The 13,273-nt window shown below is 28.4% G+C and carries 12 protein-coding genes; 7 read left to right on the top strand and 5 right to left on the bottom strand.

What is annotated here, in order from left to right:
• The first annotated feature begins 7 nt into the window (after positions 1-7).
• From secD to VOI34_RS02680, 6 genes are all read left to right on the top strand, one after another.
• Positions 8-1,867, top strand: a complete 1,860-nt coding sequence (gene secD / locus VOI34_RS02705) for a protein translocase subunit SecD (RefSeq protein WP_331828333.1) — start codon at positions 8-10, stop codon at positions 1,865-1,867.
• Between the two features lie 65 nt (positions 1,868-1,932).
• Positions 1,933-2,841, top strand: a complete 909-nt coding sequence (gene secF / locus VOI34_RS02700) for a protein translocase subunit SecF (RefSeq protein WP_331828332.1) — start codon at positions 1,933-1,935, stop codon at positions 2,839-2,841.
• A 334-nt stretch (positions 2,842-3,175) separates the two neighbouring features.
• Positions 3,176-4,303 carry a bifunctional diaminohydroxyphosphoribosylaminopyrimidine deaminase/5-amino-6-(5-phosphoribosylamino)uracil reductase RibD gene (ribD, locus tag VOI34_RS02695; RefSeq protein ID WP_331828331.1) on the top strand — a complete coding sequence of 376 codons (1,128 nt, stop codon included), beginning with the start codon at positions 3,176-3,178 and terminating at the stop codon, positions 4,301-4,303.
• Between the two features lie 103 nt (positions 4,304-4,406).
• Complete coding sequence (gene ribH / locus VOI34_RS02690) at positions 4,407-4,877, top strand: 6,7-dimethyl-8-ribityllumazine synthase (RefSeq protein ID WP_331828330.1); 471 nt, start codon at positions 4,407-4,409, stop codon at positions 4,875-4,877.
• Positions 4,878-4,914: 37 nt separating this feature from the next.
• Entirely contained in the window at positions 4,915-5,334 is a 420-nt protein-coding gene (gene nusB, locus VOI34_RS02685; RefSeq protein WP_331828329.1) for a transcription antitermination factor NusB, read from the top strand.
• A 110-nt stretch (positions 5,335-5,444) separates the two neighbouring features.
• Positions 5,445-5,912 carry a phosphatidylglycerophosphatase A family protein gene (locus VOI34_RS02680; RefSeq protein ID WP_331828328.1) on the top strand — a complete coding sequence of 156 codons (468 nt, stop codon included), beginning with the start codon at positions 5,445-5,447 and terminating at the stop codon, positions 5,910-5,912.
• Positions 5,913-6,002: 90 nt separating this feature from the next.
• On the opposite strand, the gene dxs is transcribed toward VOI34_RS02680, so the two are convergent.
• Complete coding sequence (dxs, locus tag VOI34_RS02675; RefSeq protein ID WP_331828327.1) at positions 6,003-7,871, bottom strand: 1-deoxy-D-xylulose-5-phosphate synthase; 1,869 nt, start codon at positions 7,869-7,871, stop codon at positions 6,003-6,005.
• A gap of 34 nt (positions 7,872-7,905) precedes the next feature.
• Positions 7,906-8,832, bottom strand: a complete 927-nt coding sequence (gene ispA / locus VOI34_RS02670; RefSeq protein ID WP_443092743.1) for a (2E,6E)-farnesyl diphosphate synthase — start codon at positions 8,830-8,832, stop codon at positions 7,906-7,908.
• A gap of 303 nt (positions 8,833-9,135) precedes the next feature.
• Between ispA and thiI the strand changes: the two genes are divergently transcribed.
• Positions 9,136-10,599 (top strand): tRNA uracil 4-sulfurtransferase ThiI, encoded by a 1,464-nt coding sequence (gene thiI, locus VOI34_RS02665; protein ID WP_331828325.1) that lies wholly within the window; start codon positions 9,136-9,138, stop codon positions 10,597-10,599.
• Between the two features lie 109 nt (positions 10,600-10,708).
• On the opposite strand, the gene VOI34_RS02660 is transcribed toward thiI, so the two are convergent.
• The 3 genes from VOI34_RS02660 to cyoD all read right to left on the bottom strand — a co-directional run bounded on the left by VOI34_RS02660 (position 10,709) and on the right by cyoD (position 13,270).
• Positions 10,709-11,962 carry an MFS transporter gene (locus VOI34_RS02660; protein ID WP_331828324.1) on the bottom strand — a complete coding sequence of 418 codons (1,254 nt, stop codon included), beginning with the start codon at positions 11,960-11,962 and terminating at the stop codon, positions 10,709-10,711.
• Positions 11,963-12,076: 114 nt separating this feature from the next.
• Positions 12,077-12,946 (bottom strand): heme o synthase, encoded by an 870-nt coding sequence (gene cyoE, locus VOI34_RS02655; RefSeq protein ID WP_331828323.1) that lies wholly within the window; start codon positions 12,944-12,946, stop codon positions 12,077-12,079.
• Between the two features lie 21 nt (positions 12,947-12,967).
• Positions 12,968-13,270 (bottom strand): cytochrome o ubiquinol oxidase subunit IV, encoded by a 303-nt coding sequence (cyoD, locus tag VOI34_RS02650; protein ID WP_331828322.1) that lies wholly within the window; start codon positions 13,268-13,270, stop codon positions 12,968-12,970.
• Between the last annotated feature and the right edge of the window lie 3 nt (positions 13,271-13,273).

Genomic DNA, 13,273 nt, shown 5'->3' with positions numbered 1-13,273 from the left:
AAAACTGGTGTTAAATCATTATTCTTTATGGAAATATCTTATAGTTATACTAGTCTTCACTACTGGTGTAATCTATACATTACCTAGTTTATATGGAGATAATCCTACAATATATATTACTCAATATATTACAGAAGAAAATCATCAAACACTTGATAATATCTTATTATCCCAAATTAAAAAAATACTAGAAAACGAAACAATAACTCATAAATCCATTTCATTACAAACAAATAAAATTTTAATACAATTTTTTTGTGAAAAAGATCAATTAAAGGCTTATCAAAAATTATTAACTATTTTTATAAATAAATATCAAATATTTCTTTGTACTACTCCAGCAGCACCATATTGGTTATCTGTAATAAAAGCTAAACCTATAAAGTTAGGATTGGATTTATGTGGGGGAATATATTTTGTAATACATGTAAATACAGAAGTTATACTAAATAAATTACAAGAACAATATATCGATACTGTAAAAGCTACTTTATTTGAAAAAAAAATTCCCTATATAAAAATATATAAAATTAAAAATCATGGTATTGAAATTAATTTTAAAAATTCTAACTATAGAAACAAATCAATTATACCGCTATCCAAAATAAATCATGGTTTAGTAATACATAGAATAGAAGACAACAAACTACATATTATTTTTTCTGAAATAAAAAAACATGAAATTTGTGAGCGCGCTGTACAACAAAATTCTACTATTCTATATCATCGTATACACCAATTAGGTATTACCGAACCATTAGTACAACGTCACGGAATTGATCGTATTATTATAGAATTACCTGGCATTCAAGATATTAAAAAAGTAAAAAAAATACTTAGTACAACAGCAAGTCTAGAGTTTCGTCTAGTTAATTCAGCAATAAGTGACTTTGACATAAATAATAATTTAATTCCAGAAGATTCTGAAATAAAACTGACTAATAATGGCTATTTAGTACCATTATACAAACAAATAATTTTATCTGGGAATTATATTGTAAATTCTAACACTAGTTTAGATGAATATAACCGTCCTCAAGTAAATATTACTTTAGATAAAATAGGCAGTACTATAATTTCAAACTTTACTAAAAACAATATTGGAAAAACTATAGCTACTTTATTTGTAGAATATAAAGATAGTGGAAAAAAAGATTCTAAAGGCCATCCACTTCTCATCAAACATGAAAAAATTATCAATATTGCTACTATTCAATCTCAATTAGGTAATAGTTTTCGTATTGTTGGAATTAGTAATTTAAATGAAGCACGCCATCTATCACTATTATTACGTATGGGAACTCTAATAACACCTGTTCATATTGAAGAAGAACGAATTATTGGGCCTATGCTTGGTAAAAAAAATATCACACAGGGATTTACTGCATGTACTTTAGGGATATTAACATCTATATGTTTTATGGTTTTGTGGTATCGTTATTTTGGATTAATTGCTAGTATTGCACTTATTGCTAATTTAATACTTATGATAAGTACAATGTCTATAATCCCAGGCATGGTATTAACCATGCCAAGCATAGCAGGGATTATATTGACTTTATCCGTAGCTATAGATGCAAATGTATTAATTAATGAAAGAATCAAAGAGGAATTAAAACAAGGCAAACCGGTACAATATGCTATATATACAGGGTATCGTAAAGCATTTACTAGCATTGTAGACGCAAATATTACAACTATTATTACCTCTATTATATTATATTTAATTGGAACAGGTCCAATTAAAGGATTTGCTATTACTACGATCATTGGGGTAGGAACATCAATGTTTACATCTATCATTGGTACTCGTGCTGTTGTTAATTTAGTTTATGGAAAAAAAAACGTTAATAAATTATCTATTTAGTTTTATTAAGTTTTTAAAACTATATATAATATATTATTGATATAATTTTAATTTAATCTGTTAAAATGAATGACACTTATTATAAAATATATAATTTTCTCTCATGGAGGCGCATAATATTTTTTGTATCAATATTTTTATTTTTTATTTCATGTTGTACTATGGCAGTACGTGGTTTTAATTGGGGATTAGATTTTACCGGAGGTATATTAGTTGAAATTATTTCAGAAAAAAGCATAGATCCCATCAAAATTCAAAATATTTTAGTGCAATCAGGATTTAAAAATACTATAGTACAGCATTTTGGTTCCCCTCAAGATATAGGAATACGAGTTCCATTAGATTCAAATAACAATCAGATTAACCAAAACACTATAAATAATGTATTACATGTTTTAGAAAAGGCTATTGCTCAAAAATTTTTTATTAAACAAACAAATTGGATTGGCCCAAGTGTTAGTAACCAATTAATAAATACAGGAATAATAGCTTTATTAGTAGCATTAATATGTATCTTAATATATATAACGTTTCGTTTTGAATGGAGATTAGCTACTGGAGTTGTTGTATCTTTAATATATGATATAATAGTTGTTTCAGGTACTTTATCTTTACTGGCTACCAAGATAGACTCCACCATTATTGCTGCATTAATGTCAACGATTGGTTACTCTATCAATGACAAAATTGTCATTTTTGATAGAATTAGAGAAAATTTCCGTCGAATATCTACATTAACATCTATAGATATTTTTAATATATCATTAAGTCAGGTTCTAAATAGAACTATTATAACTTCAGTTACGACTATTATGGTACTATTTATATTATTAATTTTTGGAGGAACTATGTTACGCGGATTTGTAACAACTTTGCTGCTTGGCTCTATTATTGGGACAATGTCTTCTATATACATTGCTTCAGCGTTAGCGTTTAAACTCGGTACTACTCGTAATCATTTTATTAAAAAATAACTAAACCAAATAAAATGTTTTACTATTGATATTTTATATATCTAGTTCGTTAACTAGATATACAATCGTCTTTTAAAACATAACTTACAATCAGTATATAATTATATTTTAAAAAGTTATATCTATAATAATCTGTGTGCCACATAAATTGTATGCATGTACAATTACAATTTTAATTTACCACTAAATATTAATAATAACATAATCAAAAAATTAAATAAATGTGCTCTTATAGCATCGGATGCTAAATAATTATTGTTATTGATAAAATCAAGCTTATGTAAAAAATTACATTTAGTTTTACAATCTTAGGATACTAAAATAGATCCATATCATGCTGCATGACAAAACATATTTAACACGAGCATTACAATTGGCATGGAAAGGGCGCTTTACCACAATGCCTAACCCCAACGTAGGGTGCGTTATTGTTCGTAATAATAAAATTGTAGGAGAAGGATATCATATACGAGCTGGTGAAGCACACGCTGAGATACATGCATTACGTGTTGCTGGAAATTTATCACAAGGAGCAACCGCTTATATTACTTTAGAACCATGTAGCCATTACGGACGTACCCCCCCTTGTACTTCTGCATTGATTAGCGCAGGAATTAAACGTGTTGTAGTAGCTATGCTAGATCCTCATTTTTATGCTAGAGGCAGAGGATTGCGTTTATTAAAACAAGCAGGTATTGAAGTACGACATAATAGCCTTATGTTATCTGAAGCAGAATCAATAAACCGAGGATTTATCAAACGTATACGCACTGGATTACCATGGATCAAATTAAAATTAGCCGCATCTTTAGATGGCAGAACAGCTATGTCTTCTGGAGAAAGTAAATGGATTACATCTGTTCAGGCACGTCAAGATGTGCAGCATTTCCGCGCAGAAAGTGATGTCATTCTGTCCACTGCTAGTACCATTTTAGCAGATAATCCAAAATTGAATGTACGCTGGTCATGTTTTTCAGATGAAATAAAATGTGTTTATGCGAATAATAAAATTAGACAACCATTACGAGTAATTATTGATAGCGCAAATAGAGTACTTCCAACACATCGTATTATGCGATACGAAGGAAAAATTTTACTTGTTCGCTTAAAAAAAGATCACCAAGATTGGCCTCCAGCAGTAGAACAATTATTACTACCATCAATTAATTACTATGGCCACCGTCGCGTAAATCTCATAGAACTAATGCAGTATCTTGCATATCGGGAAATTAACAATATTTGGGTAGAAGCAGGAGCTACCTTTTCAGGAATACTATTGGATATCGGATTAATAGATGAACTTATTTTATACCAAGCTATAAAATTTTTAGGATCTGATGCACGACCTTTATGTTTATTGCCAAATATTAAATGTCTTAATGATATTAAGACATTTAAATTAATTGACATAAAAAATATTGGACCAGATATTCGTTTAAGATTAACGCCAAAAAACATATAATATATTGTGTTTATCAGTTATTTTAATGTTATGCTACAATACGTGTATGCACAAATATAAATAATGTAATTTACATAATAAATAATAAATAGTAAGGATTTTTATGAATATTATTGAAGGCGGTACTACGGCAAATAAAGCAAAAATTGCTATCGCTGTAGTTAGATTTAATCGTTTCATTAATAATAATTTACTTGAAGGTGCTTTAGACATTTTAAAAAGAATCGGGCATATAAAAGATGAAAACATAACTACAGTATGGGTTCCAGGAACTTATGAATTGCCATTAATTGTAAAGGCATTAGTTATTAGCCACAAATTTGATGGAATAGTAGCTCTAGGGACGGTAATTCGTGGGCTTACTGTACATTTTGAATTAATTGCACGAGAATGCAGCTCTGGTTTATCTAATATTTCAATAGAAAATATACTGCCCATTGGATTTGGATTACTTACCACAGACAATATTAGTCAAGCTATAGAACGTTCAGGTATCAAGGATAATAATAAAGGATCAGAAGCTGCTTTAGCCGTGTTAGAAATGATTAATATATTACAAATAATTAAAAAATAATTTTGACGATATACAAGTTTATAAAAGAAGGAATTATGTGAAAACAATTAGCCGAAGACATGCTCGTGAATGCGCATTACAAGCATTGTATTCTTGGCAATTATCTAAAAATAATGCTAAAGAAATAGAAAACTATATTATAACAGAACGAGATATTCAAAATTTCAATATTTCTTACTTTCATAAATTATATATTGGAGTAATACATTTTGCTGAAGAACTAGACAAATTAATGATACCACATCTATCCCGAAACTTAGAAAAACTAGGATATATTGAACATGTAGTGTTACGTATTGCATTGTTTGAACTGATAAAATGTAATGATATACCATATAAAGTTGCTATTAATGAAGCAATTGAGCTTGTAAAAATTTTTGGAGCGGAAAAAAGCCATAGGTTTGTAAATGGGGTATTAGATAAAATAGTTGCTCAAATTTGTATTAATAAAAAATAATCGTATTATCAATATATGATTAGTACTTATAAAATACAAAACTAAATTTTAATCAAATAATAATTTATTTTATTACTTATACTTTTCTATACATACAATAAGAGAGTAATATGAAGTTATCTAAGATGGGGTATTTATTCGCTACTGGTTTCGGATTAGGGACAATTGATTATATACCCGTAGGGACCGTAGCATCTTTATTGGCAATACCAATATGGTGGATATTGATACATTTATTTCCATATCAGATTTATTTTTTATTCCTAATTACAGGAACAGGATTTGGCATATTTTTTTGTAATCAAGCTACTAAAATAATTGGTATTCATGATCATAAATCAATCGTTTGGGATGAATTTATTGGTATGTGGACTATATTAACTATAATCCCTACAGATAGTTGGCGATGGATAATTATTGCATTTTTATTATTCAGAATATTAGATATTACAAAACCTTGGCCAATTTCCTGGTGCGATCATACAATAAAAGGTGGGTTCGGAATTATCATTGATGATATATTAGCGAGTGTCATATCTGTTGGTATTATTTTATCTCTGATGAATTTATACAATTAAAATATTTTATATAAAATAAATAAATATCGATAATTTTGTATGTTAATTTATTATTTAATATATCAACATCACATTATAACCAATAATAATTTAATATATCCATGTCATAATTTTTTTATAAATTCCTATACTATCTAATCCAAGCTCAGATAAAATTTCTGATTGCGAACCTTGAGGGATAAAAAAATCAGGTAAACCAATATTTAAAACCGGGATCGATAATTTATTCTGCATAATAAACTCGTTTACACCGCTGCCTGCTCCACCTATTATTGTATTTTCTTCTAAAGTTATTAGAAATTGATGATTTTTAGCAAGGGTTTTTATCAATATTTCATCTAATGGCTTAATAAATCTCATATCTACTAATGTCGCATCCAATTCACATGCAACATTATAAGCCGACCGCAATAAAGTTCCAAAATTAAGAATAGCAATATAATTTCCTTGACGACGTATTACGCCTTTACTTAATGGAAGAATATATAATTTTTTCGCATTGGAATTAGCGGGAACAGCATATCCTTTAGGATAACGCACAACACTAGGCCCATATTGATAACGATATCCTGTGTATAACATTAGTTTGCATTCATAAGCGTCACTTGGAGCCATAATTATCATATTCGGAATACAACGTAAGTACGATAAATCAAACGCACCTTGATGAGTTTGTCCATCTGCTCCAACAATACCTCCTCGGTCAACAGCAAATAAAACGGGTAAGTTTTGAATGGCCACATCGTGAATTACTTGATCATATGCACGTTGTAAAAATGTTGAATAAATAGCAACAACTGGTTTATATCCTGCTATAGCTAAACCAGCAGCAAATGTTACGGCATGCTGCTCAGCAATCGCAACATCAAAATACTGTTTTGGATATTTCCGAGAAAACATATTCATTCCAGAACCTTCTCGCATAGCAGGTGTAATCCCTATAACTTTATTATCATGAGCTGCAACTTGACATAACCAATCACCGAAAATTTCAGAATAAGTTATATGTTTAGTATTTTCTATAGGTAATGATCCGATTTTAAGATCAAACTTTGGCACTGCGTGCCATTTGATAGGATCTTTTTCTGCAGGTTTATATCCAAAACCTTTTTTAGTAATAACATGTAGAAATTGAGGTCCTTTCATATTACGTATATTTCTTAAAGTATGTACTAATTCTAATACATTATGCCCATTAATAGGTCCAATATAATTGAAACCAAGTTGTGAAAATAATGAATTCGACGTACTAAAATTCCTGATTTTATTATCTGTATCTTCAATTAATTTTTTAGTTATAAAACCATCAAGGAATATGTTACTATTGCCTGATTTTAAATCAGAATATATTTTTTTTGAAAAAATATGAGCATAATGATTGTTCAATGCTCCCACGTTTTTTGAAATAGACATTTCATTATCATTTAATATGACTAACAAATCAGATTTTATAGATCCAGCATGATTCATTGCTTCAAAAGCCATACCAGCAGTTATTGCTCCATCTCCTATAACACATACTGTACGACGTCCTAGCATTTCACGCTCTGCAGCGATTGCTAATCCTAATCCTGCGCTAATAGAAGTAGAAGAATGTCCTACCGATAGCACATCATATTCGCTTTCATCACGACAAGGAAATGGATGTAATCCATTTCGATTTCTAATGCTAAAAATAAGCTCACGACGACCTGTCAGAATCTTATGTGGATATGCTTGATGTCCAACATCCCAAATTAAATAATCAAATGGGGTATTATATATATAATGTAATGCTACAGTAAGTTCTATAGTTCCCAATCCAGATGCAAAATGTCCACTAGATCTACTAACACTAGCTAAAAGAAATTGGCGTAATTCATTACATAATTTCACTAAATTATCTTCAGATAATCGTCGTAACTCTTTTGGAGAGTTGATTAAACCTAACACAGAGTATTTATCTAAGCTGCAGTTCATATAAAATTTATTTAATATATTATGTTTGAGAAAATTAATCGCTACGTTTAATGATATAACGTGAAAATGCTGACAAAGTACTAGTGTTATAACCTAATTTAGCAACATATTTTAAAGATGCTAATGATTCACAATATAATTCTTCAGCTTTAGATCGAGCTGCATTTAACCCAAGTACTTTTGAATAAGTATTTGAGTTATCATGTTTAGATTGTATACTTTGTGCTCGACCTTTTTTTTTGTTATTATGCGTATTCAACGAAGCATCTATAATATCATCTCGTATTTGAAAAGCTAAACCTATAGTTGTAGCATAATGATCTAAAGGCGCTAATGCATCATGACTTTTATTGCCTGCTGATAAAGCTCCAATGCGAACTGCCGCGCGAATTAACGACCCCGTTTTGTATTGGTATATAGTTTCTAATTGTGTAGCTGATATATTTTTATTATTTTTATTAATTAAATCTAAAGACTGGCCCAAACACATTCCGTTAGCGCCGCTAGCAGAAGCTAATGTGGCAATCATTTTTAAACGATCTTGGTCTGTAATTGTTGGCATATGTGCTTCTGAAAGAATAGTAAAAGCTAATGTATGTAGAGCATCACCTGCTAAAATAGCAATAGCTTCGCCAAATTTAACATGACACGTCGGATATCCTCTTCGTAATTTATCATTATCCATAACAGGTAGATCATCATGAATTAAAGAATAAGCATGCATACATTCGATAGCTGCTGCTGGAGCATTAAGCTTTGACGATTTAATACCAAATAATTTTCCTGCTTGATAAACTAAAAAAGGACGTAACCGTTTTCCACCCAATAAAACACTATAACGTATTGCTTGCTCAAGAAAAGATATATCCCGGTTAAGAAACATAACTAGATAGTGTTCAATAGCATCATCTACTTGTTTATGGCTATCATGCAACTCATTAACAAAATCAAGCATAAGCATAATATTTCAATATATCATAAACCAAAATTTTAACTAATATATTCCTACTTAAATTACATTCATATATGTAATTATATATTACAATAATATTTAATATGTTATCGTAATTACAAGTTATTTTAACAAATTTAAATATCATTTGCATACATCCTACAATAAACTATAAAATAATGCATTAAACTTATTATGTCCATACAAGAAGTAATCAGATTACATTAAGATAACTAATATTTATTTAATATAATAGATTAAATATAGAGTATTAATTATCATGCATCTTTTAGAATACTACAAAAAATTAATATGAAAATAATCATCAAATTTTCACCAGAAATTACAATAAAAAGTCGTTCTGTACGGATATTCTTTATAAAAATTCTAGTTGTCAACATTAAGGCTATTTTTAAAAAAAATAAAGAATCAACATTAATTATACGTCATTGGGATTATCTTGAAATAAGATCTAATAATAACCAAAAAATATGTACTATTTTAATGAATATTCCTGGTATTCATCATTTTTTATTAGTTAAAGAGAGTGTATTCACTTCCTTAGAGGATATTTATAAGAATGTTATACTTAGCCTGAACCATGATATTAAATTATCAGGAAAAGATTTTTGTGTAAGAGTTAAACGTCATGGCACACATAATTTTACTTCTCAGGAAATCGAACATGATTTGGGAAAAAAACTATGTCAAAACATAAACAATATTAAAGTTAATTTAATAAAACCTGAAAAAATTGTATATTTAGAAATTAAGAATAATAAACTTTTTATAGTTATCGAACGTTTTGAAGGATTAGGAGGATTACCAATAGGTACACAACAAGAACTTATCTCATTAATTTCAGGAGGATTTGATTCAGCGGTTGCTAGTTACATGTTGATCCGACGTGGATGTAAAGTGCACTATTGTTTCTTTAATTTAGGAACACCTATACATACTATCGAAGTATCTAAAATAGTATATTATTTATGGAACAAATTCAGTAGTTCTCATAAAATAAAATTTATTTCTATTGATTTTTCAGAAGTCATTAAAGAAATCATTTCTAAAATAAAAGATAATCAAATAGGAATAGTATTAAAACGTATGATGATACGCTCTGCATCATTAGTAGCTGATCGATGGAAAATAACTGCATTAATAACAGGAGAAGTACTAGGACAGGTATCTAGTCAAACTTTGACTAATCTAACGCTCATTGATAATGTATCTAACCACACAATATTTCGTCCTTTAATTTCTTATGACAAAGAAAAAATTATTAATTTAGCTCGTAAAATAGGAACAGAAATATTTTCAAAATCTGTTCCAGAATATTGTGGTACAATATCTCAGAAATCAGCTGCAAAAACTACAAAAAAACGTATTGAACTTGAAGAAAATAATTTTGATTTTACTATATTAGACCGTGCAGTATCTCAATCTTATATAATAGATGTTCAGAATATTCCTGATCAAATGATCAATCAACATTTATTTGAAATAGAAACTAAAAAAATATTAAATAGCAACGATATAATATTAGATATACGTACAGAAACTGAACAAAAAAATAATCCTCTTTATTTAACTAATATAGAGATAAAAAAGATACCTTTTTATAAATTAATCGATCAATTTTCTAAATTAGATCCAAACAAAGTATATGCACTATATTGTGATCATGGCATCATGAGTCGATTACAGGCCTTGTATCTATATCAACAAGGATTTCGTAATATAAAAATTTACCGACCTACTACATTACTGCGTTAATTTATTAATGTTCTTCTTTATATAAGAAGGACTAAATTTTTCTTTCAGTATTTAATACTGTTAAAATATTAATTGCAATTTTACAATATTATATGTTAAAAAAAACAAATTATCGTAACATATGGCTCATAATAATACACAACGTTGATACGATTAATGCAAAAAAAAATACCAACCATATCCCTTTTATTTCTAATAAAAATCCACCTAAAATTCCTCCGAATCCTACACCTAAAAACTGTCCAATAGAATAAATACTAACAGTGGTTCCTTTATATTTTTTTGGCGATTCTTTATTGATTAAAGTAGGCAATATTGCTTCAATTAAATTAAACGCTATAAAAAATAACTGCATGCCACACAAAAACATTCGATAATGACACATATTCGTCAACATGATTAATTCAGATATAAATAAAATATTCATACAAATAATTAATATTTTTCTTGTATAATTTTTACCCTCAGAACACATAAGGCATACACACACTGTGATAGCAGACATTACCATAATAATGGTATAAATTTTCCAATGCGCCCCAAGCGGAAATCCTAAGTTTATTATCGCTTTAGGCAAGGCGATAAAATTTAGTATTAAAATAGTATGCACGCAAAATATGCTAAAATTTAGTTTTATTAATTGAGAATGAGCAAATATTTTTTTAATTTTATTAACCGTAACAAATAAATTTTCATTATTTTTTGTAGGATAAAAAGAAATTGGTGTTATTACAACATAAGTAAATACTATAGCTAATATAGCTAATATAGCGATAGTATGAAATAACCCGTGTAATCCAAACATATCCGTAATAATTGGACCACAAATCATAGAAATTGCAAAAGTAATACCAAAACTTATTCCGACTGAAGCCATAGCTTTTATATGATGTTGTTCTCGAACCGATTCTAACAACAATGCTATCAATGAACTGCTTATAGCTCCTGACCCCTGCAGTGCACGTCCAACAATAAGTCCCCAAATATTATTAGTAACAGCTGCTATCTCGCTACCAAGAGCAAATAAAATCAAACCCCCAACAATAACAGGCTTCCGTCCAATTCTGTCAGACATTAATCCAAATGGTAATTGAAATATTATTTGCATTAAACCATATATTCCAATCGCTATACCTATCAAATGTCCATTTACTCCTGCAAGAGAAGTAACATGAATCGTTAAGACGGGCAAAACCATAAACACACCTAACATACGAAGCGCAAATATTATCCCCAATCCTAGTATAGTATGCAATTCTTTATTAGTCATTGAAACACGAAATACATAAATATTCTGAATATAAATTAGTATAGCTCTTTTAATATCTATACATATAGACATTAACCCAAAATCTACAAACATTTACAATGTTAAACTATTTTTAATAGATATATCCTCAAATATAGCTTTAATTAATTTTTACTAAGCAATATGAATTTAATAACATAAAAAATATAATATGTAATAATCAATCATTTATATATGAAATAAAATAGAATCCAAAGATAAAAATAGATTTAAAGATACTACTATAATAATAGACAATTGAAACATTCTCTTTGCCCATAAACTATCATTATTAATTATTTTGTACCCATATGATCCTATATATAACCACCATAAATTCATAATACTAATTATTATTAAAAATATATAACTAGTATATCCCATTACAGTAAATAATATAGTCGCTATAATAAACCCAATAATATATACAATCATATGATTCTTAGTTAACTTCACTCCCTTTTTAATAGGAAAAGTCGGGATTAAAGCTACTTTATAATCATGTAATCGTAAGATAGTAATAGAATAAGAATGTGGGATTTGCCACAAACTAAAAATCATTAATAATATTAAAGCTCCCATATCAAACCGATTTGTAACAGTACAATATCCAATCACTGGCGGCATTGCTCCTGCAATACTCCCAACTATTATGCTATAAATAGACCTACGTTTCATCCACAAACTATATATACCAACGTATGTAAATAAACCTATTGCTGCTAAATATACTATTAAAAAATTTTTTGTATAACTTAAACATAAAAATCCAAATACACTTAAAATTACTGCATATAATATGCTTTTATTTAAAAGCAAGTTGCTGTATTGTACTAACACTCTATTTTTAGTTCTTTCCATAACTGAATCAATATCTCGATCAATGATATTATTTAATACACAACTAGCAGCTATAATTAATGATGTCCCTATAATCATTTTAATAAACAAAAAATAATACATCTGACCTCGTGATGCTATTAAAAATCCCCCTATAGCCGACATTAAATTTCCTATAACAATCCCCGGTTTTATTAAGTGTAAATAATATCTATTCATAAAATAAATTGTCTGATTAATTCAAATCATCAAATTATGATGCAAATGTGTCATAATCCATATACTCCCGAATACAAGGATAAAAACAATAAATATCATAAATATTAAAGATATCAAATTCCATACTTGATGAGATATGTTTCCTAAATGTAAAAAGAAAATCAAATGAACAAAAATCTGAATTACTGCACACGATATAATGATATTCATTAATATCTTTTTATTAGTTATATTATATGTAACCATAAAAAACGGAATAATTGTCAAAACTATAGATAATATAAATCCAATTAGATATGAATTATGTGTATAACCATTTTTCATACA

It is taken from the genome of Candidatus Blochmannia sp. SNP (assembly GCF_036549215.1).
GTDB lineage: Bacteria > Pseudomonadota > Gammaproteobacteria > Enterobacterales > Enterobacteriaceae > Blochmanniella.
The sequence above is the reverse complement of the archived record's forward strand: the minus strand, read 5'-3'. Positions and strand labels throughout refer to the sequence as shown.